The 26,207-nt window shown below is 47.8% G+C and carries 14 protein-coding genes, 12 tRNA genes, 6 rRNA genes and 1 pseudogene; 4 read left to right on the top strand and 29 right to left on the bottom strand.

Annotation, left to right across the window (positions count from 1 at the left end; all coding sequences use genetic code 11):
• Window positions 1-92: 92 nt before the first annotated feature.
• From AC6I8Y_RS02185 to mutY, 7 genes are all read right to left on the bottom strand, one after another.
• A tRNA-Asn gene (locus tag AC6I8Y_RS02185) sits at window positions 93-168 on the bottom strand.
• Between the two features lie 52 nt (window positions 169-220).
• Window positions 221-296: transfer RNA gene (locus AC6I8Y_RS02180), tRNA-Phe, on the bottom strand.
• A 7-nt stretch (window positions 297-303) separates the two neighbouring features.
• Window positions 304-379, bottom strand: a tRNA-Thr gene (locus tag AC6I8Y_RS02175).
• A 56-nt stretch (window positions 380-435) separates the two neighbouring features.
• Window positions 436-511 (bottom strand) — tRNA-Phe (locus tag AC6I8Y_RS02170).
• Between the two features lie 125 nt (window positions 512-636).
• Window positions 637-1,773, bottom strand: coding sequence for a membrane-bound lytic murein transglycosylase MltC (gene mltC, locus AC6I8Y_RS02165; protein WP_042476109.1), 1,137 nt, complete (start codon window positions 1,771-1,773; stop codon window positions 637-639).
• A 56-nt stretch (window positions 1,774-1,829) separates the two neighbouring features.
• Window positions 1,830-2,102 carry an oxidative damage protection protein gene (locus AC6I8Y_RS02160; protein WP_042475836.1) on the bottom strand — a complete coding sequence of 91 codons (273 nt, stop codon included), beginning with the start codon at window positions 2,100-2,102 and terminating at the stop codon, window positions 1,830-1,832.
• A 14-nt stretch (window positions 2,103-2,116) separates the two neighbouring features.
• Window positions 2,117-3,163, bottom strand: a complete 1,047-nt coding sequence (gene mutY / locus AC6I8Y_RS02155; RefSeq protein ID WP_498020708.1) for an A/G-specific adenine glycosylase — start codon at window positions 3,161-3,163, stop codon at window positions 2,117-2,119.
• A 153-nt stretch (window positions 3,164-3,316) separates the two neighbouring features.
• Between mutY and trmB the strand changes: the two genes are divergently transcribed.
• A complete protein-coding gene (trmB, locus tag AC6I8Y_RS02150; protein WP_394152868.1) occupies window positions 3,317-4,036 on the top strand; it encodes a tRNA (guanosine(46)-N7)-methyltransferase TrmB in 720 nt (239 codons plus the stop codon).
• Between the two features lie 79 nt (window positions 4,037-4,115).
• Complete coding sequence (gene glsB, locus AC6I8Y_RS02145) at window positions 4,116-5,036, top strand: glutaminase B (protein ID WP_042475829.1); 921 nt, start codon at window positions 4,116-4,118, stop codon at window positions 5,034-5,036.
• 68 nt (window positions 5,037-5,104) lie between these two features.
• On the opposite strand, the gene hemW is transcribed toward glsB, so the two are convergent.
• From hemW to AC6I8Y_RS02110, 7 genes and pseudogenes are all read right to left on the bottom strand, one after another.
• Window positions 5,105-6,274, bottom strand: a complete 1,170-nt coding sequence (gene hemW / locus AC6I8Y_RS02140) for a radical SAM family heme chaperone HemW (protein WP_394152865.1) — start codon at window positions 6,272-6,274, stop codon at window positions 5,105-5,107.
• A gap of 3 nt (window positions 6,275-6,277) precedes the next feature.
• Window positions 6,278-6,880 carry an XTP/dITP diphosphatase gene (locus AC6I8Y_RS02135; protein WP_498020707.1) on the bottom strand — a complete coding sequence of 201 codons (603 nt, stop codon included), beginning with the start codon at window positions 6,878-6,880 and terminating at the stop codon, window positions 6,278-6,280.
• 15 nt (window positions 6,881-6,895) lie between these two features.
• Complete coding sequence (locus AC6I8Y_RS02130) at window positions 6,896-7,327, bottom strand: DUF4426 domain-containing protein (protein ID WP_252013319.1); 432 nt, start codon at window positions 7,325-7,327, stop codon at window positions 6,896-6,898.
• Between the two features lie 24 nt (window positions 7,328-7,351).
• The gene (gene yggU, locus AC6I8Y_RS02125) at window positions 7,352-7,639 is read right to left on the bottom strand and encodes a DUF167 family protein YggU (RefSeq protein WP_042475818.1); all 288 of its coding nucleotides are present in this window, start codon (window positions 7,637-7,639) and stop codon (window positions 7,352-7,354) included.
• Window positions 7,639-8,196, bottom strand: coding sequence for a YggT family protein (locus AC6I8Y_RS02120; RefSeq protein ID WP_128650533.1), 558 nt, complete (start codon window positions 8,194-8,196; stop codon window positions 7,639-7,641). Before AC6I8Y_RS02120 ends, yggU begins: the two co-directional genes overlap by 1 nt.
• 31 nt (window positions 8,197-8,227) lie before the next feature.
• Window positions 8,228-9,047: pseudogene (gene proC / locus AC6I8Y_RS02115) on the bottom strand (pyrroline-5-carboxylate reductase).
• A 38-nt stretch (window positions 9,048-9,085) separates the two neighbouring features.
• Complete coding sequence (locus AC6I8Y_RS02110; RefSeq protein ID WP_498020706.1) at window positions 9,086-9,796, bottom strand: YggS family pyridoxal phosphate-dependent enzyme; 711 nt, start codon at window positions 9,794-9,796, stop codon at window positions 9,086-9,088.
• Between the two features lie 25 nt (window positions 9,797-9,821).
• Between AC6I8Y_RS02110 and AC6I8Y_RS02105 the strand changes: the two genes are divergently transcribed.
• Together AC6I8Y_RS02105 and AC6I8Y_RS02100 are read left to right on the top strand one after the other, a co-directional pair.
• Entirely contained in the window at window positions 9,822-10,862 is a 1,041-nt protein-coding gene (locus AC6I8Y_RS02105; RefSeq protein WP_498020705.1) for a type IV pilus twitching motility protein PilT, read from the top strand.
• Between the two features lie 9 nt (window positions 10,863-10,871).
• Window positions 10,872-11,981 (top strand): PilT/PilU family type 4a pilus ATPase, encoded by a 1,110-nt coding sequence (locus AC6I8Y_RS02100; protein WP_394152856.1) that lies wholly within the window; start codon window positions 10,872-10,874, stop codon window positions 11,979-11,981.
• Window positions 11,982-12,065: 84 nt separating this feature from the next.
• Here the strand turns inward: AC6I8Y_RS02100 and AC6I8Y_RS02095 are convergent.
• The 15 genes from AC6I8Y_RS02095 to AC6I8Y_RS02025 form a co-directional block, all read right to left on the bottom strand.
• Window positions 12,066-12,141, bottom strand: a tRNA-Asn gene (locus AC6I8Y_RS02095).
• An 18-nt stretch (window positions 12,142-12,159) separates the two neighbouring features.
• Window positions 12,160-12,235 (bottom strand) — tRNA-Thr (locus AC6I8Y_RS02090).
• Between the two features lie 32 nt (window positions 12,236-12,267).
• Window positions 12,268-12,343: transfer RNA gene (locus tag AC6I8Y_RS02085), tRNA-Asn, on the bottom strand.
• A gap of 18 nt (window positions 12,344-12,361) precedes the next feature.
• Window positions 12,362-12,437, bottom strand: a tRNA-Thr gene (locus AC6I8Y_RS02080).
• A 56-nt stretch (window positions 12,438-12,493) separates the two neighbouring features.
• Window positions 12,494-12,569, bottom strand: a tRNA-Phe gene (locus tag AC6I8Y_RS02075).
• 231 nt (window positions 12,570-12,800) lie between these two features.
• Window positions 12,801-14,423: a methyl-accepting chemotaxis protein gene (locus AC6I8Y_RS02070; protein WP_498020704.1), complete on the bottom strand. Its 1,623-nt coding sequence runs from the start codon at window positions 14,421-14,423 to the stop codon at window positions 12,801-12,803.
• Window positions 14,424-14,858: 435 nt separating this feature from the next.
• Window positions 14,859-14,935, bottom strand: a tRNA-Asp gene (locus AC6I8Y_RS02065).
• Between the two features lie 42 nt (window positions 14,936-14,977).
• A 5S ribosomal RNA gene (gene rrf, locus AC6I8Y_RS02060) occupies window positions 14,978-15,093 on the bottom strand.
• A 127-nt stretch (window positions 15,094-15,220) separates the two neighbouring features.
• Window positions 15,221-18,111: ribosomal RNA gene (locus tag AC6I8Y_RS02055) — 23S ribosomal RNA — on the bottom strand.
• Window positions 18,112-18,404: 293 nt separating this feature from the next.
• Window positions 18,405-18,480 (bottom strand) — tRNA-Ala (locus tag AC6I8Y_RS02050).
• A gap of 40 nt (window positions 18,481-18,520) precedes the next feature.
• A tRNA-Ile gene (locus AC6I8Y_RS02045) sits at window positions 18,521-18,597 on the bottom strand.
• A gap of 66 nt (window positions 18,598-18,663) precedes the next feature.
• Window positions 18,664-20,215, bottom strand: a 16S ribosomal RNA gene (locus AC6I8Y_RS02040).
• 381 nt (window positions 20,216-20,596) lie between these two features.
• A 5S ribosomal RNA gene (rrf, locus tag AC6I8Y_RS02035) occupies window positions 20,597-20,712 on the bottom strand.
• 127 nt (window positions 20,713-20,839) lie between these two features.
• Window positions 20,840-23,728 (bottom strand): 23S ribosomal RNA (locus AC6I8Y_RS02030).
• 325 nt (window positions 23,729-24,053) lie between these two features.
• Window positions 24,054-25,606, bottom strand: a 16S ribosomal RNA gene (locus AC6I8Y_RS02025).
• Together the 16S, 23S and 5S rRNA genes with 3 tRNA genes alongside form the textbook arrangement of a ribosomal RNA operon.
• Between the last annotated feature and the right edge of the window lie 601 nt (window positions 25,607-26,207).

The raw sequence follows: 26,207 nt of genomic DNA, 5'->3' as shown, positions 1-26,207 counted from the left end.
GCATAACTTGCGGGGCTTTTTTTATGACTTTGAAATCAGAAACCGTAGAAACGAAAAAAGCCGTATCTTTCGATACGGCTTTTTTCTTAAAGTGGCTCCCCCTGCGGGACTCGAACCTGCGACATACGGATTAACAGTCCGCCGTTCTACCAACTGAACTAAGGGGGAATTATTTGTGTAAGCTAGGTCGTAAGACCATTATCAGCTTTACACTAAATAATGGTGCCTCGAGGCGGAGTCGAACCACCGACACGCGGATTTTCAATCCGCTGCTCTACCAACTGAGCTATCGAGGCAAATAAATGGTGCCGACTACCGGAATCGAACTGGTGACCTACTGATTACAAGTCAGTTGCTCTACCTACTGAGCTAAGTCGGCGACACTTTATTTGTTATTGCTCGTGTTTCTGTTAACAACACCAACAATCTAAATTGTGGTGCCCGGAGGCGGAATCGAACCACCGACACGAGGATTTTCAATCCTCTGCTCTACCGACTGAGCTATCCGGGCAACGGGGCGCTATTAAACGGATTTTCGGTCCTCCCGTCAACGCTTTTTTGAAAAAAACTTTAAAAAAGCGTTCAAGCGCTGCATTTTTCAGCGGATCGTATTTGTTTTAGGCAAATTTGGCAAAATTAGCCTTTTCCAGCATTAAAATCTTTTTTGAATTTAGTTACTTTCTCTAAATAACGACGCGCCTCTGCATTCGGGTGCTTTTTAGTCAGTGCCCAATAAACCTGATTCGGCTGCAGTGAATTAAGATCGTTCATCGCCCGTTTTCGGTCTGTACGGTGGAAGGTGTTTAGTACGCCGCCAGTACCACCGTTGTACGCCGAGATCATGCTGTACTCCAGCGACAGCGGGTGACGTACATCACGAAGGTAGCGGTTTTTCAAAATATAGAAGTACGCAGTGCCGGTATCAATGTTCTGCTCTGGATTAAACAAGTACTCCGGTGTTGGCTCTCCCGGTTTGTTCTTCACGAGCTTAAACACATCTCGCCCTGCCGTCTTCGGCACCACCTGCATCAAGCCATAGGCATTCGCCCAGCTCACAGCATACGGGTTGAAACTACTCTCGGTTTTGATAATGGCGTAAATCAGATCTTCTGGAATATCGTAACGCTTTGATGCGCGGCGAACGATATCTGAATATTGGTAACTTCGCTGCTGAAAGTGGTCAGCAACCATAGGGATCTCGACGTAATATGCCTTCTTGTAATCAACATTCTTAGTCTTGAGCTTGTTCGCGATCAGATAGTCAGCAAAGCGATTGGCACGCCAAGTCCATTGAATCGGCTTCTTCTCTTGGTCGACAACCTGATTGTACAAAAATGGCTGACCTTCGAGCGTAATCCCCTTTGATGAGAACAAATCTACACTCGATGGATCATCTGGTGTAAGCAGCGTCGTCACGATCGCTGTTTTGAGGTGCTTTTCAGGCTCTGTCGGTGATACGGTCTCTATGGTAATCAAACCTTTGCTGAAGTTAACCTCAGCACGACTCAAATAGTTATCTATGTATTTAACGTAGTTACTCTTGCCTGCAACCTTAATCTCGCGGCTACCCCAGCGCTTCTCGATGTTGCCGTTAAAGCTGCTGATAAGCGCATCCAGTGCAGCAACATCTTTAACGTACTGGCCTGGCAGTTGAGCCAAATTCTTAGCAAAGCGGTTAGTTGGTTCGTAGTTCACATCATAGATCTTTTCGATGAACTCACGGCTACAACCGAGCAATAGCAGCGGCGTTAAAAAATAGATTAACTTCTTCATAGATACCATTTAAAAACACCACCCGTGGGGTGGTGCTTGATTCATTCCTTGGTCAATTACTCAGATGGTGGCGTGTAGCCGTCGATAATGACGTCTTTTCCTTCAAACAAGAAGTTAACCATCTCAGCTTCAAGCAGCTTACGATGTTCAGGATCCATCATATTCAGCTTCTTTTCATTGATCAGCATCGTCTGCTTAGATTGCCACTCCGCCCACGCTTCTTTAGAAATATTATCGAAGATACGCTTACCCAGCTCACCTGGGTACAGTTGAAAGTCTAGGCCTTCAGCATCTTTCTGTAGACGAGCACAAAAAACCATACGGCTCATAATGTTATCCTCAATTAATGTCGTTGTAAGGTGTCAATCAGCTGCTTCACTGGTGCAGCCAGCCCCACCTTTTCTGGTTGGGTAATGTTATACCAAAGACCTTTAGACTCTTCCATCATCATTGTCGGAAGCTGGTTCAGCGTCACGACGATTGGGGTGATATCCAAGTGATAATGACTAAAGGTATGTCTAAACGCTATCTCAACGTCTTTAGAGGCTACCATGGCTTCACGAATGCCTAACCCCTCGAGTACTGGCTCAATATCCGCTGTTGGGCTTTCAGGAAAACAAAACAGCCCTCCCCAAATCCCCGTCTGCGGGCGCTGAGCAAGCCACAGCTCTTGGTTGTGCTTAACAATCACAAACCAGGTCTCTTTCTCTGGCTTTTGTTTCTTAGGCTTTTTGCCCGGATAGTCGAGGGGGTTTCCTTGCTTGTTCGCCGCACACAATGACTCAATAGGACAGAGTGTGCACTTAGGTTTGCTGCGCGTACAGACCATCGCCCCCATATCCATCATGGCCTGATTATATTTATCAGTATCGACTTCAGGTGTATGTTGCTCAGCAATCTCCCATAACTGATTTTCCACTTTTTTCTGCCCTGGCCAGCCTTCCACGGCAAAACTACGAGCCAAGGTGCGTTTGACGTTTCCATCAAGAATCGCATGTGGCAATTTATGAACCGAGGACAGGACTGCGGCGGCGGTTGAGCGACCAACTCCCGGCAATGCGTTCATCTCTTCTAGGCTCAACGGAAACTCGCCTCCATGTTGCTCAACAACCACTTTGGCGGCTTTATGTAGATTGCGCGCTCTCGCGTAGTAGCCAAGGCCAGTCCAAAGGTGCAATACCTCATCTTGTGGCGCATTAGCCAATGATTCGACTGTTGGGAAATGTTCTAGAAAGCGCTCGTAGTATGGGATGACCGTCGCGACTTGGGTTTGCTGAAGCATGATCTCAGACAGCCACACTTTATAAGCGGTTTTGTCATGCTGCCACGGCAACTGTTTACGACCAAATTTGTCGTACCAGTCTAATATTGAGCGTGCAAAAGGCGTCACAATGTTTCTCTTCTCTCTTATAATTTGCCGGAAATTGCACCACACTTAGTAACAGAAGTAAAACCGCGTGAATTTCTGATCCAATAATGCTTGCTTGATGGCAAATTCTTTGGATAATTCCCGCTCTGATTATTGAATGAACAGGCTAAACCAATGAGTGAAGTGACTACTAACGAATACACTGAAGATGGCAAACTGATTCGCAAAGTTCGCAGTTTTGTTCGTCGCGAAGGACGTCTAACAAAAGGCCAAGAGGCGGCGATGGAAGCGTGCTGGCCAACGATGGGTATTGATTATCAAGAGTCACTACTCGACTGGAAACAGGTGTTTGGCAATAACAACCCAGTAGTACTAGAGATTGGTTTCGGTATGGGCGCTTCGCTGGTTGAAATGGCAAAGAACGCACCAGAGAAGAACTTCATCGGTATTGAAGTGCACAGCCCAGGCGTTGGTGCTTGTCTGTCTTCTGCACGTGATGCGGGTGTAACGAACCTACGTGTAATGTGTCACGATGCGGTTGAAGTGTTCGCTAACATGATCCCTGAAGGCAGCCTAAGCACGCTGCAACTGTTCTTCCCAGACCCATGGCACAAAAAGCGTCACCACAAGCGCCGTATTGTTCAGCTAGATTTTGCAGAAATGGTAAGAACTAAACTTATCCCTGAGTCTGGTATTTTCCACATGGCAACAGACTGGGAGAACTACGCTGAGCACATGGTAGAGGTGATGAATGAAGCACCTGGTTTTGAAAACATTGCTACCGATGGTGATTTCGTACCACGCCCAGAAGAGCGCCCACTGACTAAGTTCGAAGCTCGTGGTCACCGTCTAGGTCACGGTGTTTGGGATATCAAGTACCGTCGCACTGCGTAAGCACACTGCGATACGTTATTAATGAAAAGCCAACCTACCGTTGGCTTTTTTTAGCGCTAATGTTGGGAGAACAATAACCATGAAACCAACAAAACAGATCCTTTCTACCATTTTAAGCGAAGTAAAACCGCTGATTGGACAAGGCAAAGTCGCGGACTATATTCCTGCTCTTGCCAATGTGCCAAGCAACAAATTAGGTATCGCGGTCTACACCAACGAAGGTGAGGTCATCACCGCTGGTGATGCTGAAGAGAGCTTCTCTATTCAATCGATCTCGAAAGCCCTGAGCCTTACGCTTGCTATGATGCTGTATAAGCCAGAAGAAATCTGGCAACGCGTTGGCAAAGAGCCATCAGGTCAAGCTTTCAACTCGCTAATCCAGCTTGAAATGGAACAAGGTATTCCTCGTAACCCATTCATCAATGCTGGTGCTATCGTGGTGGCTGATTTGCTTCAGAGCCGCCTTTCGGCTCCGAGGCAGCGCTTGTTGGAGTTTGTGCGCGTGTTATCTGGGGATAGCCATATTGTCTATGACAAGATTGTTGCGGCCTCTGAGATGATGCACAGCGACAGAAATGCCGCTATCGCTTATCTGATGCGCTCTTTTGGTAACTTCAATAATGATGTTATCCCAGTACTCAACAACTACTTCCATGCCTGCGCGCTGAAGATGAGCTGTGTCGATCTCGCTAAGACTTTTAGTTACCTTGCCAACCAAGGACAGTCGGTCAACACCAAAAAGCAAATCATCACACCAACACAAACCAAGCAGCTCAATGCCCTTCTTGCAACCTGTGGACTGTATGATGGCGCGGGAGAGTTCGCTTACCGAGTCGGCATGCCAGGAAAATCCGGTGTTGGCGGCGGGATCATCGCGATCGTCCCAGGAGAAATGACGATTGCCGTATGGTCACCAGAGCTCGATAAGTCAGGCAACTCACTCGCCGGTACTCGTGCTTTAGAGATGCTATCGGAAAGAATTGGTCGCTCAATTTTCTAACTATTGAAATGAAAGAAGCTGGTATCCACCAGCTTCTTATTTTACCTACAGTAATGCGAACTTAACGACTACTCGAGTTCAAATTGCTCCAGCACATCGTTTAGGAATAGCTTTCCTTTTTCCGTCACAATCCAGCTATGCTCCAAATCATCGATGTAGCCATTTTCGATGCAATAGTTCATTGGAGTTCGTATGGCATCTAACGGCAAACCTGTTCTTTCTGTGAACTCTGATTTTGGACACGCTTCGAGTAGACGTAGTCGGTTGATAAAGAACTCAAACGGTCTTTCATCAGCTTCGACATGAGTTTCAGAATCCAAATACGGTTTCAGCATATTCAGATACCCTCGCGGATGCTTCACCTTGGTGGTACGAACAATTCGCCCATCTTCAAAGCTCAGCTTACCGTGAGCACCACAACCAATACCAAGGTAGTCACCGAATCGCCAGTAGTTAAGGTTATGCTGACACTGGTACTCCGGCTTACTGTAGCCCGACACCTCATATTGCTGATAACCCGCTTCCTCGAGCATCTTGTGTCCTTGCTCGTAGATATCCCAAAGATCATCATCATCAGGCAAGGTTGGCGGCTTTGAGTAGAACAGCGTATTTGGCTCGATAGTCAATTGATACCAAGACAAATGTGGTGGCGCTAGGTCAATGGCTTGCTGCAAGTCGCCCAGTGCATCACTGACAGACTGTTCAGGAAGTCCGTGCATCAAATCTAGGTTAAAGCTGTTTAAGCCAATGGTGTGCGCTAGCTTTGCAGCATTGATTGCTTCACTTTCACCGTGAATACGACCTAGTCGCTCAAGCTTTTGCTGCTGAAAACTCTGCACTCCGATTGAAATACGAGTTACCCCACCAGTTTGATAACGCTTAAACCTCGCAGCCTCGATTGTCCCTGGGTTCGCTTCCATGGTGATTTCGATATCATCACGAAATGGAATGCGCTGCCTTACTCCATCTAGCAGTTCCTGAATCAACTCAGGAGCAATGAGGCTTGGCGTTCCACCACCAATAAAGATCGAGTGCAGTGGACGCTCATCATCAACCAGTTCATAGCGGGCAATATCAGCGTCTAAGTCTTCTAAAAGCGCAGTAATGTATGCCTGCTGTGGTATCTCACCCTTTTGCGCATGAGAGTTAAAATCACAGTAAGGGCACTTCTGCACACACCATGGTATATGAATGTAGAGACTAAGCGGCGGCGGCGTTATCGCAGAGAGAGTGGACATGAGTTATAGACCTTGCGCCTTGATAGTAGCGAATAACTCCTTCAACGCCTTACCACGGTGAGACAGCTGCTTTTTGCGCACTGGTTCAAGCTCTGCAGATGCACAGTTTTCTTCAGGGACAAAAAAGATTGGATCATAACCAAAGCCATTCTCACCACTCGCCTCGGTTAAGATGCGCCCTTCCCACTTTCCATGACAAACAATTGGAGTAGGATCGGCGGCGTGTCGCATCAATACCAACACACAATGGAAACGCGCTGTTCTTTGCTCTTCAGGGACACCTTGCATCTCGCTCAGTACTTTCTCTAGGTTGAGCTTATCTGTCGCCCCTTCACCATAGTAACGAGCAGAGTAAATACCAGGCGCACCTTTTAGGTAGTCAATCTCTAGACCAGAATCGTCGGCAATGGCTGCAAGACCCGTTTCCTGAGCAGCATGGCGCGCCTTAATAATGGCGTTTTCGATAAACGTAGTACCCGTTTCTTCAACTTCAGAAACCTGATACTCATTTTGAGCGTGAACCTCAAAACCAAAATCAGACAGCAAGTCTGCCATCTCTTTTACTTTGCCTTGGTTTCCTGTCGCTAGGACGATTTTTTTGTTCATGGGGATGTCTCGAGATTATTGTTCAACATAGAGTTTCTGGCTAAAGGAAATAGGACCACGCCCTTTGTTTCCTGCGTCAATATCAATCGTGAACTTGTAGGTATCTTCGTTTACGATAGGAAATTGAGCGAGGTAGTATATCGCATCTCCCTCTTTAATTTCCTTAAACTCGAGCGTTCTCGTTTGACCGATGAGGTTTTTTGCAGAGCCTTCAATCCCAACCGCCATTGCAGGTTTACCGGTACTTGCTCTATCTAACACACTCACATTCACCGTAGCGGTAAATTCATTTCGCTTGAGACCATAGCTGCGAGCAATTTGCGGCGTCATGAAGGTTGAGTTAAACACCACATAGTGCACCTCAGCATCTTTGATGGTTTTAAACTGTCCAGCTTGTGCTAGACCACTCGCAAGTATTGCAAAGATGAATAACAACGATTTTTTCATCCTATCTCTCCTTGTAAAAAGCCCTCATAAGAGGGCTTGGAATTCGTTCGGGATCTGAGTTGGCGCGACAATCCGCAATTGCTTATGCCGTCCCAATTCCCCCTTCTCTATCACTACCTGACCTTTCGCTACTTTAAACTGCTTCGCCAAATATTTGCTCAGGTGGGCATTCGCCTTGCCATCGACAGGAGGAGCTGTAATTGCAACTTTAAACTCATCGCCATGCTCCCCCACCAATTTGTCTCGGCTTGCTTTAGGCTGTACGTAGATACGCAGGATAAGATCGTCACCGACCCTAACAACCGCTGGCATTATAGTCGGTACCAGATTGGACCAATCAAATCACCCATCAGGAAGTTAGCAAACTGCAGTAAGATAAACAGTACTAACACACTGAGGTCAAATCCGCCCATCGCTGGAATAATGCGGCGAATTGGCGCCAACATAGGCTCAGTTAGTTGATGAAACACATACTCGATTGGGCTACGACCTTGGCTAACCCAGCTCAGGATAGCGCGGATCAAAAGCACCCAGAACAATAGACCGCCAGCAGCTTTTAGTAACGACAAGCCACCCCAAATAAAGAAGCCTGCATCTAGGCTAATGTTGCCACCCGACGAAACCAGAACCAACGCGACAAACTTACCCACGCTGAGTAGATAAGCAAATAGAACCGTTGCCATATCGATACTGCCGATCGATGGAATAACACGACGCAGCGGCGCTACCACTGGCTGGGTCGCTTTGACGATAAATTGAGAGAATGGGTTGTAAAAATCAGCGCGAGCGGCTTGCAGCCAGATACGCAAAATAACGACCATGATATAGAGATCAAACAAGGTCGAGACTAAAAAACTCATTGAATTCATATAAAGCCCTTACGAATTATCATTATTGGGATTAGAACAGTTTTTCCATTTCTTCTGCACGCGTTACTGCCGCCTGCATCGCTTTGGCTACAATGCCACGAATATCACTTTCTTCAAAGGTGCGCACGGCTTCTGCTGTGGTCCCACCTTTAGAGGTAACCTGCTGACGAAGCGTCGCAAGATCCGTTTCAGGGTTCTCAACGACCATAGTGGCGGCACCCAACGCCGTTTGCTGAACCAGCATACGAGCCGTCTCGGAATCAAAACCACTCTCTATCGCCTGCTGTTGAATCGCTTCCATAAACAAGAAGAAGTAGGCTGGCGCACTGCCTGCAGCTGCTATCACATCGTTAATACCGGATTCTTGTTCGACCCAGCATACCTCGCCAACAGCTTGCATTAAATCACCCGCAAACTGCTTATCGGTTTGTGGCGTTACAGAAGAAGCAAAAAAGACCACTCATACCCTTACCAACCAGCGATGGCGTGTTTGGCATCACTCGAATCAGATTTAGCTCGCAGCCAAACATCTGCTGCATCCTTGCTACGTTGATGCCCGCAGCAATAGAGATCACTAACTTACCACTAAAATCGATGCCTTGAAGCGGTTTTGCGACCTCTTCCATCAACTGAGGCTTCACTGCCATAACGATAACGTCAGCCTGCTCCGCAGCGGCAACATTATCTGTGGTTACCTGCACACCAAAGTCTTGCTGCATTGCAATGAGCTTTGCTTCGCTGCGATTGGTCGCAGTAATAGAACTAGGCTCGTAGCCACTTGCGACGAGTCCAGCCACAATTGAGCGCGTCATATTACCCGCGCCAATAAACGCGACTTTTCTTTGTTCCATGAATCTGTTCCTAAATGAGAGCTTGTGAGCGGCGCTAACTAAGCTTTGTTACTGTAATCTCTTGCGCCAAATATAGCGGTACCAATACGAACTATGGTACTTCCCGCTTCAATCGCAGCTTCCATGTCGCCACTCATGCCCATCGACAGAGTATCAACACTTGGGTATTTCTGTGCCAATTTCGCTTTAACTTCAGCAAGTCCCTTAAACGCAGCTAACTGTGACTCGTAGTCGCTAACATTTTCCGGAATTGACATCACTCCTCTTAACGTGAGGTTTGGCAACTCAGATATCAACTGCGCAAGTTCAAAGACTTGCTCATCATTGACTCCAGACTTACTGGTTTCACCACTAGTGTTCACCTGAATGAGCACTTGTATCGGCGACATATTTTCCGGTCTTTGATCATTTAAGCGCTGAGCAATTTTAGCTCTATCAATGGTATGAACCCAGTCAAAATGCTCCGCAACAGGGCGGGTTTTATTGGATTGAATCGGACCGATAAAGTGCCATTCGATATCGAGATCAGAGTGTTGTTCTCTGAACAGCGCTACCTTAGACACACCTTCTTGCACATAGTTTTCACCAAACATACGCTGCCCAGATTGGCACGCTTCTAAGATGGCTTCCACAGGCTTGGTTTTGCTTACCGCGAGCAATTGCACCTCACCTTGCACTCTCCCGCATTTTTGCTCCGTAGCCGCAATTTGCGAGTTGATAATTTGTATATTGTTCTGAATGCTAGTCATAGATATAAAGTCAAAAGGAAAATGAATGGATATCACCGAGTTACTAGACTTCAGTGTAAAGCATAATGCATCAGATCTACACCTTTCTGCTGGGGTTTCCCCCATGGTTAGAATTGATGGTGAAGTCAGAAAACTGGAGATACCATCACTCGAACAATCGGATGTGCATCGGCTCATCTTTGACATCATGAATGACAAGCAGCGCAGTGAATATGAAGAACATCTAGAAATCGACTTCTCCTTTGAACTCTCGAATATTGGTCGCTTTCGCGTTAATGCATTTAATCAATCCCGCGGTTGTGCTGCCGTGTTTCGAAATATACCCACATCCCCTCCAACACTCGAAGAGATTGACGCCCCAAGAAAGTTTGCGGAATTAGCGAACCTCGAAAATGGATTAGTGCTTGTGACAGGTCCTACAGGCTCAGGAAAATCCACCACGCTTGCAGCAATGGTAAATCACATCAACGAGTTTCAAAACAAGCACATCCTTACTATTGAAGACCCCATTGAGTTTGTGCATCGCAATAAGAAATGCCTAGTCAATCAACGAGAAGTACACCGAGATACCCATAGTTTTAAAGCAGCCCTCAGATCGGCGCTTAGAGAAGATCCTGACATCATCCTAGTGGGTGAATTAAGAGACCATGAAACCATCAGTCTCGCCCTGACCGCGGCCGAGACAGGGCACTTAGTGTTCGGCACGATGCACACGAATTCCGCTGCAAAGTCTATTGACCGAATCATTGACGTTTTCCCGGCAAAGGAGAAAGGTATGGTCCGCTCTATGCTGTCTGAATCATTAAGAGCCGTGATTGCCCAAACACTTCTAAAGCGCCTCGGTGGTGGTCGGGTAGCATGTCACGAGATTATGATGGGAACCCCTGCGATCAGGAATCTAATACGTGAAGACAAGGTAGCTCAAATGTTTTCGGTCATTCAAACAGGCGCAGCGCACGGCATGCAAACGATGGAGCAGAATGCTCAGCAACTCTTATCACAAGGGTTGGTCGATGTTGAGGAGATAAATAAAAGAGTCACCTTACAACAACCGATGCCTCTGTAGGTCATATCTATGGACACGATGGATAGTATTTTGAAGCAGATGCTCGAGTGTAGAGCGTCCGATCTTTATTTAACCGCGGATGCCCCCGTCTTATTCAGAGTGGATGGAGATCTAAAGCCGCACGGCTCAGCCCTACATCACCACGATGTTCACTCACTGCTACAAGAGGTAATGGATAGCACGAGTTATCAAGACTACCAAGCAAGTAAAGAAGCTAATTTTGCCATTGTTAAGACTTATGGGCGCTTCCGTGTGAGTGCGTTCTTTCAAAGAGAACTGCCAGGTGCGGTCATAAGGCGTATCGAAACTCACATTCCCAGTTTTGAAGAACTCGCACTTCCTGATGTAGTACAAGATCTTGCTATCGCCAAGCGTGGACTAGTGCTGATCGTTGGAGGAACTGGCTCTGGTAAGTCTACAACCATGGCGGCAATGACAGGTTACAGGAACCGCCACCGCAGTGGACATATACTGACGGTGGAGGACCCTATCGAGTTCGTCCACCAACATCAAAAATGCATTGTTACCCAGAGGGAAGTAGGGCTAGACACTGAAAGCTACGACATCGCACTTAAAAACTCTCTTCGACAAACACCAGATATGATCGTCATTGGCGAGATTCGTAACCGTTCAACCATGGAGTACGCAATGGCTTTTGCCGAAACGGGTCACCTATGTATGGCAACCCTACATGCGAACAACGCTAATCAAGCCTTAGAGAGGATACTTCACTTAGTGCCAAAAGAGCGTAAGGAGCAGTTCCTGTTTGATCTCTCAGCGAACCTCAGAGGCATTGTCGCTCAGCAGCTTATTAGAGATAAACATGCACAAGGTAGGCATGGGGTTTTTGAGGTTATGCTGAGCAGTCCAAGAATCTCAGACCTTATCCGCAAAGGCGCGCTGCACGAGCTCAAAGCAGCAATGACGAAAAGTAATGATGTTGGAATGCAAACATTTGATCAGGCGCTATATCAATTGGTTAGGGCAGGAAAGATCAATCAAGAAGACGCTTTGCACAGTGCAGACTCTCAAAATGATCTCAGGCTAATGCTAAAGATTCAAGAAAGTGAATCTCAAGAGAAAAATCCGCTCAGGGGGATTAAGATTGATATGAGTTAGTGTCAGCGTTGTGGCATCAAGTTTACAAAGCTTGGGAGCATTAAATGCAAAAAAGCCGCATCTTTCGATGCGGCTTTTTTAAAGTGGCTCCCCCTGCGGGACTCGAACCTGCGACATACGGATTAACAGTCCGCCGTTCTACCAACTGAACTAAGGGGAATTGCTTTTAGCAATAAAGTGGTGCCGACTACCGGAATCGAACTGGTGACCTACTGATTACAAGTCAGTTGCTCTACCTACTGAGCTAAGTCGGCACTTAAAGCAAGCTTTCGCTTACTTTTGAAAGTGGCTCCCCCTGCGGGACTCGAACCTGCGACATACGGATTAACAGTCCGCCGTTCTACCAACTGAACTAAGGGGGAATTACTTTAAGTAATAAATGGTGCCGACTACCGGAATCGAACTGGTGACCTACTGATTACAAGTCAGTTGCTCTACCTACTGAGCTAAGTCGGCGACACTTTATTTGTTATTGCTCGTACTAATTGTCTTAGCACCAACAATTTAAATTGTGGTGCCCGGAGGCGGAATCGAACCACCGACACGAGGATTTTCAATCCTCTGCTCTACCGACTGAGCTATCCGGGCGACGAGGTGTATTAAACGGTTTTTCGGTCTTTAGGTCAACACTAAATTGCAAAAAAAATATCGTTTGTTGCTTTTATATACTCAGCGTTCTATTTTTATTCGTTTGGTGCTCAAAAACAAGCCCTGGCAGTGGGTCAGCCATTTTTAGACCACGTTATTGCTAGGCTCGAGATAGTTCTTAAGCACCAAAAAAGTATCTATTTTAACGCCTACAACTCGCTGTGTTTCGCATTATGCCACCTCAAAACGAGCTACTTTCGAACTTAAGTCTTCAGAAAGCTGGTTCAGAGTTTGTGTTGAACGCTTGGTTTCGTCCACAACGCTTCTTAACTCACTACCACTATGCTCAATCATATTGATACGCTGAGAGATATCATCACTAACCTCGGTCTGCTCTGCCGCAGCTGTCGCTATCTGCTGGCTCTTTTCTGTAATAGCCTCAAGACTCAACACAACCTCCTGTAACGCTTGTGAAGCTGTTTGTGACTCCGATACGGTTGCTTGGCTTGTCTCTGCACATAGTAAGATGCTTTGGATGGCATTCTGAGAGCCTGACTGCAGGTTTCCAATCATCTCCTGAATCTCTTTGGTACTTTGCTGCGTGCGACCCGCTAGGTTTCGAACCTCATCGGCTACTACCGCAAACCCTCTTCCCTGCTCTCCTGCTCGCGCTGCCTCTATCGCAGCATTCAGCGCTAACAAGTTGGTTTGTTCTGCAATATCGCCTATCACATCGAGAACACGCGCAATGTTATGCACGTCGCTATCTAGGTCGGAGACTGCTGCGCTAGCGCCCTCCAACTGAGTAGCCAGGCCTTCGATATTAGAAACGGTTGCAAGAATGAGTTCACTCACCTGTTGGCTCTGCTTATCAGCCTCATCAGTGCTAAGTGCTGCATCTGTTGCCGACTGAGCAACGTGAGAAGCCGAAGACGCCATTTCGGTCATCGCTGTGGCTATCATTTCGGTACTTTGCTGCTGAGTCGATGTAAGAGATGCAATTACCGATGAGCGAGAGTCTGCGTCGGATAATTGTGTTGTGATCGAAGCTGTTACCTTTTCGATGCTAGAGAGCAGTGCAGCGAGCGATAAGTTCATCGTTTGCACCGAGTGAAAGATACTGCCCTCTATCGCCTTATGCTCAAAGCGAGTCTTTAGCTTGCCATCTGCGACATCTCTTACAGCCTTAAGTACATCAGAAGGCTCTCCACCAAGAATAGAAGTCATTCGACTTAGAGAAATCAATAATAGACCAACGATGGCGACTATGATGGCCAAACAAAATGAAAGCTGCCATTTGGCGGTTGACCAAAAACGTTCGTTCACCTCATTAAAGCCAATCCCAGTACCAACAACCCAGTTCCAATGTGGCGTTCGCTCAGCAATTGAAAGTTTGTCCTCCACAGATCCGTCAGGAAGAGCTTGAGACCAATGATATTCAATCAGAGCTCCTGTGGTGTTACCAAGCTTACTTAGGATGATATCCGCAACGCTGCGACCGGTGCTGTCTTTGAAATCGTGGAAGCTAGTGCCATGTAGTTGAGGATCTAAGGGAGCAGCAATAAAAATCATCTGCTCATCGGCAACATACACATACTCATTGTCTTTATACACATTGTTTCTGAGTATACGGGTAGCGATTGCTTTTGCTTCTGACTCAGAGAGTGTGCCGTCCTGAGCAAGCTTTTCTAGCTCAACGACCGTTGAGTAAGTGCTGGTAAAGATCTCAGTTACCCTAGCCTTGTTATCGCTATTACTGGCGACACGCAGGGACCAAAGCCCCGAAATAGCAACTGCTACTACGGCTATTAGGATAATTAGCGATAATAAATATGTCTGATTTTTTAACTTCATTTTCTAGCTCAGATACCGTTAACGTACGAAATATTGCATTTTAATGAAGAATACATGACAGCGATATCTTTAAAAGCAGAGCTAACTAAAATTATGACCACGGTTAAATTTGCGAGAAAAATTAAGTTTAAATCTAAAGAATCAATGCAAACGGTCGGTTACTAAATTAGAAATAGAAGTCTGCTAAACAAGTATGAGAGCAACTGGGGCAACTGAATACTAGAGACGGAACACTTTTAATGAGGAACTAAAGAAGGCTTTGAGACAGTTTGGAATCTTACAAACGTAAAAAAGCCTCGTCGTTAGACGAGACTTCTTAATAAGTGGCGAAATGGCGGGGGTTGCCATCAACCGGGACTCGACTCCCTTGAAAAGGAGCAACCAAATCTTAGATAATAAAAAACCCGACGCTTTCACATCGGGTTTTCTAATAAGTGGCGGAGTGGACGGGACTCGAACCCGCGACCCCCGGCGTGACAGGCCGGTATTCTAACCAACTGAACTACCACTCCGCAGTGGCAAACACGTTCTACAACGTGGTTCCTTAATTTAAAGCCTGGCGATGTCCTACTCTCACATGGGGAAGCCCCACACTACCATCGGCGCTATTGCGTTTCACTTCTGAGTTCGGCATGGAATCAGGTGGGTCCACAACGCTATGGTCGCCAAGCAAATTCTGTTTTTGCCTTCAGATTTTCTGAAAATCTGAAAACAATAAATCTGGAAAACTGATTTAAAAGTCTAAATACACATTCAAAGTTCTTACTTTGAGTCCATCAAAACCCTTTGGGTGTTGTATGGTTAAGCCTCACGGGCAATTAGTACAGGTTAGCTCAACGCCTCACAACGCTTACACACCCTGCCTATCAACGTTCTAGTCTCGAACAACCCTTTAGGACACTTAAAGTGCCAGGGAAGACTCATCTCAGGGCTCGCTTCCCGCTTAGATGCTTTCAGCGGTTATCGATTCCGAACTTAGCTACCGGGCAATGCGTCTGGCGACACAACCCGAACACCAGAGGTTCGTCCACTCCGGTCCTCTCGTACTAGGAGCAGCCCCCTTCAATCTTCCAACGCCCACGGCAGATAGGGACCGAACTGTCTCACGACGTTCTAAACCCAGCTCGCGTACCACTTTAAATGGCGAACAGCCATACCCTTGGGACCGACTTCAGCCCCAGGATGTGATGAGCCGACATCGAGGTGCCAAACACCGCCGTCGATATGAACTCTTGGGCGGTATCAGCCTGTTATCCCCGGAGTACCTTTTATCCGTTGAGCGATGGCCCTTCCATTCAGAACCACCGGATCACTATGACCTGCTTTCGCACCTGCTCGAATTGTCATTCTCGCAGTCAAGCGGGCTTATGCCATTGCACTAACCTCACGATGTCCAACCGTGATTAGCCCACCTTCGTGCTCCTCCGTTACTCTTTGGGAGGAGACCGCCCCAGTCAAACTACCCACCAGGCACTGTCCGCAGCCCCGATAAGGGGCCAACGTTAGAACATCAACACTACAAGGGTGGTATTTCAAGGACGGCTCCACTAATACTGGCGTACTAGTTTCAAAGCCTCCCACCTATCCTACACATGTAGGGTCAATGTTCAGTGCCAAGCTGTAGTAAAGGTTCACGGGGTCTTTCCGTCTAGCCGCGGGTACACTGCATCTTCACAGCGATTTCAATTTCACTGAGTCTCGGGTGGAGACAGCGTGGCCATCATTACGCCATTCGTGCAGGTCGGAACTTACCCGACAAGGAATTTCGCTACCTTAGGACCGTTATAGTTACGGCCGCCGTTTACCGGGGCTTCGATCAAGAGCTTCGACCGAAGTCTAACCCCATCAATTAACCTTCCGGCACCGGGCAGGCGTCACACCGTATACGTCATCTTACGATTTTGCACAGTGCTGTGTTTTTAATAAACAGTTGCAGCCACCTGGTATCTGCGACTCCCCATAGCTCCATCCGCAAGGGACTTCACCGCGAGGAGCGTACCTTCTCCCGAAGTTACGGTACCATTTTGCCTAGTTCCTTCACCCGAGTTCTCTCAAGCGCCTTGGTATTCTCTACCCGACCACCTGTGTCGGTTTGGGGTACGATTCCTTACAATCTGAAGCTTAGAGGCTTTTCCTGGAAGCATGGCATCAATGACTTCACTACCGTAGTAGCTCGACGTCGTGTCTCAGCCTTAAAGAGAGCCGGATTTACCTAACTCCTCAAGCCTACGCACTTGAACCTGGACAACCGTCGCCAGGCCCACCTAGCCTTCTCCGTCCCCCCATCGCAATTGTAAGAAGTACGGGAATATTAACCCGTTTCCCATCGACTACGCCTTTCGGCCTCGCCTTAGGGGTCGACTCACCCTGCCCCGATTAACGTTGGACAGGAACCCTTGGTCTTCCGGCGAGGAGGTTTTTCACCCCCCTTTATCGTTACTCATGTCAGCATTCGCACTTCTGATACCTCCAGCAAACCTTACAGTTCACCTTCAACGGCTTACAGAACGCTCCCCTACCCAATATACAAAATATATTGCCGCAGCTTCGGTTTATAGCTTAGCCCCGTTACATCTTCCGCGCAGGCCGACTCGACTAGTGAGCTATTACGCTTTCTTTAAATGATGGCTGCTTCTAAGCCAACATCCTAGCTGTCTAAGCCTTCCCACATCGTTTCCCACTTAGCTATAATTTGGGACCTTAGCTGGCGGTCTGGGTTGTTTCCCTCTCCACGACGGACGTTAGCACCCGCCGTGTGTCTCCCGGATAGTACTTACTGGTATTCGGAGTTTGCAAAGGGTTGGTAAGTCGGGATGACCCCCCTAGCCTTAACAGTGCTCTACCCCCCAGTAGTATTCATCCGAGGCTCTACCTAAATAGATTTCGGGGAGAACCAGCTATCTCCAGGTTTGATTGGCCTTTCACCCCTAGCCACAAGTCATCCGCTAATTTTTCAACATTAGTCGGTTCGGTCCTCCAGTTGATGTTACTCAACCTTCAACCTGCCCATGGCTAGATCACCTGGTTTCGGGTCTATATCCAGAGACTGAACGCCCAGTTAAGACTCGGTTTCCCTACGGCTCCCCTAAACGGTTAACCTTGCCACTGAATATAAGTCGCTGACCCATTATACAAAGGTACGCAGTCACACCACGAAGGTGCTCCTACTGCTTGTACGTACACGGTTTCAGGTTCTATTTCACTCCCCTCACAGGGGTTCTTTTCGCCTTTCCCTCACGGTACTGGTTCACTATCGGTCAGTCAGTAGTATTTAGCCTTGGAGGATGGTCCCCCCATATTCAGACAGGATATCACGTGTCCCGCCCTACTCGATTTCACTGATGATGAGATGTCGGTTACGGGGCTATCACCCTGTATCGCGGCACTTTCCAGAGCCTTCACCTGTCTCATTAAAAGCTTAAGGGCTAATCCAATTTCGCTCGCCGCTACTTTCGGAATCTCGGTTGATTTCTCTTCCTCGGGGTACTTAGATGTTTCAGTTCCCCCGGTTCGCCTCGCTGAGCTATGTATTCACTCAGCGATACCTACTTATGTAGGTGGGTTTCCCCATTCAGGAATCCCAGACTCAAAGGTTATTACTACCTAATCTGGGCTTATCGCAAGTTATTACGCCTTTCATCGCCTCTGACTGCCAAGGCATCCACCGTGTACGCTTAGTCACTTAACCATACAACCCCAAAGGGTCTCTGTTACGTAACCAAAGTTGTCTGCAATTTTTATACATGATGCAGACTCGATTTTGCCGGACTCAAATATGAATAGCTTTCGCTATTCCCAAGAACACTTGAATGTGTGTTGGTACCTAAATGATTAAATCATCTAGGATTTGAGAACTTTTAATTGAATAACATTAATCAAATGTTATTCGTCAGCTTTCCAAATTTTTAAAGAGCTTGATTCATAAAGAACCATTTTTAAGAACACTTAAGACTTTCTATTAAAAAGAAATGTGCTTAAAAATGGTGGAGCTAAGCAGGATCGAACTGCTGACCTCCTGCGTGCAAGGCAGGCGCTCTCCCAGCTGAGCTATAGCCCCATCAGTGTGATGCTTACCGCCAATCATCTGGGAGGAAGATTGGTGGGTCTGAGTGGACTTGAACCACCGACCTCTCGCTTATCAGGCGAACGCTCTAACCACCTGAGCTACAGACCCAAGCATCGTCTTTAATTCATAAACCTAATCAATCTGTGTGAACACTCATCGCAATAATCTTTCGTATAAGGAGGTGATCCAGCCCCAGGTTCCCCTAGGGCTACCTTGTTACGACTTCACCCCAGTCATGAACCACAAAGTGGTGAGCGTCCTCCCGAAGGTTAAACTACCCACTTCTTTTGCAGCCCACTCCCATGGTGTGACGGGCGGTGTGTACAAGGCCCGGGAACGTATTCACCGTGGCATTCTGATCCACGATTACTAGCGATTCCGACTTCATGGAGTCGAGTTGCAGACTCCAATCCGGACTACGACGCACTTTTTGGGATTCGCTCACTTTCGCAAGTTGGCCGCCCTCTGTATGCGCCATTGTAGCACGTGTGTAGCCCTACTCGTAAGGGCCATGATGACTTGACGTCGTCCCCACCTTCCTCCGGTTTATCACCGGCAGTCTCCCTGGAGTTCCCACCCGAAGTGCTGGCAAACAAGGATAAGGGTTGCGCTCGTTGCGGGACTTAACCCAACATTTCACAACACGAGCTGACGACAGCCATGCAGCACCTGTCTCTCAGTTCCCGAAGGCACAAGACTGTCTCCAGTCTCTTCTGAGGATGTCAAGAGTAGGTAAGGTTCTTCGCGTTGCATCGAATTAAACCACATGCTCCACCGCTTGTGCGGGCCCCCGTCAATTCATTTGAGTTTTAATCTTGCGACCGTACTCCCCAGGCGGTCTACTTAACGCGTTAGCTCCGAAAGCCACGGCTCAAGGCCACAACCTCCAAGTAGACATCGTTTACGGCGTGGACTACCAGGGTATCTAATCCTGTTTGCTCCCCACGCTTTCGCATCTGAGTGTCAGTATCTGTCCAGGGGGCCGCCTTCGCCACCGGTATTCCTTCAGATCTCTACGCATTTCACCGCTACACCTGAAATTCTACCCCCCTCTACAGTACTCTAGTCAGCCAGTTTCAAATGCAGTTCCGAGGTTGAGCCCCGGGCTTTCACATCTGACTTAACTAACCACCTGCATGCGCTTTACGCCCAGTAATTCCGATTAACGCTCGCACCCTCCGTATTACCGCGGCTGCTGGCACGGAGTTAGCCGGTGCTTCTTCTGTCGCTAACGTCAAATAATGCAGCTATTAACTACACTACCTTCCTCACGACTGAAAGTGCTTTACAACCCGAAGGCCTTCTTCACACACGCGGCATGGCTGCATCAGGCTTGCGCCCATTGTGCAATATTCCCCACTGCTGCCTCCCGTAGGAGTCTGGACCGTGTCTCAGTTCCAGTGTGGCTGATCATCCTCTCAGACCAGCTAGGGATCGTCGCCTTGGTGAGCCATTACCTCACCAACTAGCTAATCCCACCTGGGCATATCCTGACGCGAGAGGCCCGAAGGTCCCCCTCTTTGAGCCGAAGCTATTATGCGGTATTAGCCATCGTTTCCAATGGTTATCCCCCACATCAGGGCAATTTCCCAGGCATTACTCACCCGTCCGCCGCTCGACGCCGTTAACGTTCCCCGAAGGTTCAGTTAACTCGTTTCCGCTCGACTTGCATGTGTTAGGCCTGCCGCCAGCGTTCAATCTGAGCCATGATCAAACTCTTCAATTTAAGATTTTGTCGGCTCAATGAATACTGACTTTAAACTACCTTAGTAATCTAAAGCTATTATCGTTCCAACAGAACGATAATGAATTGACTGTGCCAAGTCTTTCGACTTGATTGGTCACTCAGTTCATTGAAAACCTAATTTGAAACCCCTCTTTATTAAGAGAAGAATCTAATTTGATTATCATCAACGAGTGCCCACACAGATTGATAGGTTTATATTGTTAAAGAGCAATTCTCTAAAAAGAGAGAGCTTTCAGCACCTTAAGTGCCTCAGCGAGGTGCGTATAATACGCTTCCCACTTTGAAAGTCAACATAAAACTCTAAGAAAACTTAAAGATTTATGGTGACTTGCTTAGATACTAAGCAAGTGCGAAATTAAAGCCTGGCGATGTCCTACTCTCACATGGGGAAGCCCCACACTACCATCGGCGCTATTGCGTTTCACTTCTGAGTTCGGCATGGAGTCAGGTGGGTCCACAACGCTATGGTCGCCAAGCAAATTCTGTTTTGCCTTCAGATTTTCTGAAAATCTGAAAACAATAAATCTGGAAAGCTGTTAATGCGTTCTCATACACATTCAATTTGTTCTTGCTTTGAGTCCATCAAAACCCTTTGGGTGTTGTATGGTTAAGCCTCACGGGCAATTAGTACAGGTTAGCTCAACGCCTCACAACGCTTACACACCCTGCCTATCAACGTTCTAGTCTCGAACAACCCTTTAGGACACTTAAAGTGCCAGGGAAGACTCATCTCAGGGCTCGCTTCCCGCTTAGATGCTTTCAGCGGTTATCGATTCCGAACTTAGCTACCGGGCAATGCGTCTGGCGACACAACCCGAACACCAGAGGTTCGTCCACTCCGGTCCTCTCGTACTAGGAGCAGCCCCCTTCAATCTTCCAACGCCCACGGCAGATAGGGACCGAACTGTCTCACGACGTTCTAAACCCAGCTCGCGTACCACTTTAAATGGCGAACAGCCATACCCTTGGGACCGACTTCAGCCCCAGGATGTGATGAGCCGACATCGAGGTGCCAAACACCGCCGTCGATATGAACTCTTGGGCGGTATCAGCCTGTTATCCCCGGAGTACCTTTTATCCGTTGAGCGATGGCCCTTCCATTCAGAACCACCGGATCACTATGACCTGCTTTCGCACCTGCTCGAATTGTCATTCTCGCAGTCAAGCGGGCTTATGCCATTGCACTAACCTCACGATGTCCAACCGTGATTAGCCCACCTTCGTGCTCCTCCGTTACTCTTTGGGAGGAGACCGCCCCAGTCAAACTACCCACCAGGCACTGTCCGCAGCCCCGATAAGGGGCCAACGTTAGAACATCAACACTACAAGGGTGGTATTTCAAGGACGGCTCCACTAATACTGGCGTACTAGTTTCAAAGCCTCCCACCTATCCTACACATGTAGGGTCAATGTTCAGTGCCAAGCTGTAGTAAAGGTTCACGGGGTCTTTCCGTCTAGCCGCGGGTACACTGCATCTTCACAGCGATTTCAATTTCACTGAGTCTCGGGTGGAGACAGCGTGGCCATCATTACGCCATTCGTGCAGGTCGGAACTTACCCGACAAGGAATTTCGCTACCTTAGGACCGTTATAGTTACGGCCGCCGTTTACCGGGGCTTCGATCAAGAGCTTCGACCGAAGTCTAACCCCATCAATTAACCTTCCGGCACCGGGCAGGCGTCACACCGTATACGTCATCTTACGATTTTGCACAGTGCTGTGTTTTTAATAAACAGTTGCAGCCACCTGGTATCTGCGACTCCCCATAGCTCCATCCGCAAGGGACTTCACCGCGAGGAGCGTACCTTCTCCCGAAGTTACGGTACCATTTTGCCTAGTTCCTTCACCCGAGTTCTCTCAAGCGCCTTGGTATTCTCTACCCGACCACCTGTGTCGGTTTGGGGTACGATTCCTTACAATCTGAAGCTTAGAGGCTTTTCCTGGAAGCATGGCATCAATGACTTCACTACCGTAGTAGCTCGACGTCGTGTCTCAGCCTTAAAGAGAGCCGGATTTACCTAACTCTCAAGCCTACGCACTTGAACCTGGACAACCGTCGCCAGGCCCACCTAGCCTTCTCCGTCCCCCCATCGCAATTGTAAGAAGTACGGGAATATTAACCCGTTTCCCATCGACTACGCCTTTCGGCCTCGCCTTAGGGGTCGACTCACCCTGCCCCGATTAACGTTGGACAGGAACCCTTGGTCTTCCGGCGAGGAGGTTTTTCACCCCCTTTATCGTTACTCATGTCAGCATTCGCACTTCTGATACCTCCAGCAAACCTTACAGTTCACCTTCAACGGCTTACAGAACGCTCCCCTACCCAATATACAAAATATATTGCCGCAGCTTCGGTTTATAGCTTAGCCCCGTTACATCTTCCGCGCAGGCCGACTCGACTAGTGAGCTATTACGCTTTCTTTAAATGATGGCTGCTTCTAAGCCAACATCCTAGCTGTCTAAGCCTTCCCACATCGTTTCCCACTTAGCTATAATTTGGGACCTTAGCTGGCGGTCTGGGTTGTTTCCCTCTCCACGACGGACGTTAGCACCCGCCGTGTGTCTCCCGGATAGTACTTACTGGTATTCGGAGTTTGCAAAGGGTTGGTAAGTCGGGATGACCCCCTAGCCTTAACAGTGCTCTACCCCCAGTAGTATTCATCCGAGGCTCTACCTAAATAGATTTCGGGGAGAACCAGCTATCTCCAGGTTTGATTGGCCTTTCACCCCTAGCCACAAGTCATCCGCTAATTTTTCAACATTAGTCGGTTCGGTCCTCCAGTTGATGTTACTCAACCTTCAACCTGCCCATGGCTAGATCACCTGGTTTCGGGTCTATATCCAGAGACTGAACGCCCAGTTAAGACTCGGTTTCCCTACGGCTCCCCTAAACGGTTAACCTTGCCACTGAATATAAGTCGCTGACCCATTATACAAAAGGTACGCAGTCACACCACGAAGGTGCTCCTACTGCTTGTACGTACACGGTTTCAGGTTCTATTTCACTCCCCTCACAGGGGGTTCTTTTCGCCTTTCCCTCACGGTACTGGTTCACTATCGGTCAGTCAGTAGTATTTAGCCTTGGAGGATGGTCCCCCCATATTCAGACAGGATATCACGTGTCCCGCCCTACTCGATTTCACTGATGATGAGATGTCGGTTACGGGGCTATCACCCTGTATCGCGGCACTTTCCAGAGCCTTCACCTGTCTCATTAAAAGCTTAAGGGCTAATCCAATTTCGCTCGCCGCTACTTTCGGAATCTCGGTTGATTTCTCTTCCTCGGGGTACTTAGATGTTTCAGTTCCCCCGGTTCGCCTCGCTGAGCTATGTATTCACTCAGCGATACCTGCTTATGCAGGTGGGTTTCCCCATTCAGGAATCTCAGACTCAAAGGTTATTACTACCTAATCTGAGCTTATCGCAAGTTATTACGCCTTTCATCGCCTCTGACTGCCAAGGCATCCACCGTGTACGCTTAGTCACTTAACCATACAACCCCAAAGGGTCTTTGTTACGTAACCAAAGTTGTCTGCAATTTTTATACATGATGCAGACTCGATTTTGCCGGACTCAAATTCCAAGAACACTTGAATGTGTGTTGGTACCTAACGTTCCTTAATAAAAAGGTCGATTAGGATTTGAGAACTTTTAAATGAATAACATTAATCAAATGTTATTCGTCAGCTTTCCAAATTGTTAAAGAGCTTAAAGCAAAAAGCTTTAATCAATGACTAAACATTAATTAAAGCTCTTTCGTCTTTATTAATAAAAACCAATCAATCTGTGTGAACACTCATCGCAATAATCTTTCGTATAAGGAGGTGATCCAGCCCCAGGTTCCCCTAGGGCTACCTTGTTACGACTTCACCCCAGTCATGAACCACAAAGTGGTGAGCGTCCTCCCGAAGGTTAAACTACCCACTTCTTTTGCAGCCCACTCCCATGGTGTGACGGGCGGTGTGTACAAGGCCCGGGAACGTATTCACCGTGGCATTCTGATCCACGATTACTAGCGATTCCGACTTCATGGAGTCGAGTTGCAGACTCCAATCCGGACTACGACGCACTTTTTGGGATTCGCTCACTTTCGCAAGTTGGCTGCCCTCTGTATGCGCCATTGTAGCACGTGTGTAGCCCTACTCGTAAGGGCCATGATGACTTGACGTCGTCCCCACCTTCCTCCGGTTTATCACCGGCAGTCTCCCTGGAGTTCCCACCCGAAGTGCTGGCAAACAAGGATAAGGGGTTGCGCTCGTTGCGGGACTTAACCCAACATTTCACAACACGAGCTGACGACAGCCATGCAGCACCTGTCTCTCAGTTCCCGAAGGCACAAGACTGTCTCCAGTCTCTTCTGAGGATGTCAAGAGTAGGTAAGGTTCTTCGCGTTGCATCGAATTAAACCACATGCTCCACCGCTTGTGCGGGCCCCCGTCAATTCATTTGAGTTTTAATCTTGCGACCGTACTCCCCAGGCGGTCTACTTAACGCGTTAGCTCCGAAAGCCACGGCTCAAGGCCACAACCTCCAAGTAGACATCGTTTACGGCGTGGACTACCAGGGTATCTAATCCTGTTTGCTCCCCACGCTTTCGCATCTGAGTGTCAGTATCTGTCCAGGGGGCCGCCTTCGCCACCGGTATTCCTTCAGATCTCTACGCATTTCACCGCTACACCTGAAATTCTACCCCCCTCTACAGTACTCTAGTCAGCCAGTTTCAAATGCAGTTCCGAGGTTGAGCCCCGGGCTTTCACATCTGACTTAACTAACCACCTGCATGCGCTTTACGCCCAGTAATTCCGATTAACGCTCGCACCCTCCGTATTACCGCGGCTGCTGGCACGGAGTTAGCCGGTGCTTCTTCTGTCGCTAACGTCAAACGATGCAGCTATTAACTACAACGCCTTCCTCACGACTGAAAGTGCTTTACAACCCGAAGGCCTTCTTCACACACGCGGCATGGCTGCATCAGGCTTGCGCCCATTGTGCAATATTCCCCACTGCTGCCTCCCGTAGGAGTCTGGACCGTGTCTCAGTTCCAGTGTGGCTGATCATCCTCTCAGACCAGCTAGGGATCGTCGCCTTGGTGAGCCATTACCTCACCAACTAGCTAATCCCACCTGGGCATATCCTGACGCGAGAGGCCCGAAGGTCCCCCTCTTTGAGCCGAAGCTATTATGCGGTATTAGCCATCGTTTCCAATGGTTATCCCCCACATCAGGGCAATTTCCCAGGCATTACTCACCCGTCCGCCGCTCGACGCCGTTAACGTTCCCCGAAGGTTCAGTTAACTCGTTTCCGCTCGACTTGCATGTGTTAGGCCTGCCGCCAGCGTTCAATCTGAGCCATGATCAAACTCTTCAATTTAAAGTTTTGATTCCCTAAATAAATAGGGGAGGCTCAATGAATACTGACTTTAAACTACCTTAGTAATCTAAAGCTATTATCGTTCCAACAGAACGATAATGAATTGACTGTGCCAAGTCTTTCGACTTGATTGGTCACTCAGTTCATTGAAAACCTAATTTGAAACCCCTCTTTATTAAGAGAAGAATCTAATTTGATTATCATCAACGAGTGCCCACACAGATTGATAGGTCTATATTTTTAAAGAACATTCTCTTCAGAACTCTGCGTTTCGCTTTCCGTTTGAAGAGGCGGCTATTCTAGCGAGATGATTCTCAGTGTCAAACACTTTTTCTAATTATTTTTGATTTTTTCAAATCTAACTAGAAGACCATCTTGTAAGCTGAATGCCTTACTGACTATCGCCTCGAACCCTTGTGGGCTCTGCCGTGTCAGTGGAAGCGCATTATAGAGAGCCTCATCACATTAGCAAGCCTTTTTTTAGAAAAAATACAAAAATAACGCCTAACCGCGTCTTTTTCATTCAAAGCCTTATTTATTCAACTTTATCCTAGTAATGACTACAAGTTATCCACAGAGTTATTAAAAAAGGAGGGCAAAG

The sequence above is a fragment of the Vibrio sp. KUL78 genome (assembly GCF_059725505.1).
Note: the sequence above shows the minus strand (reverse complement) of the source record. Positions and strands in the feature narration are given on the sequence as shown.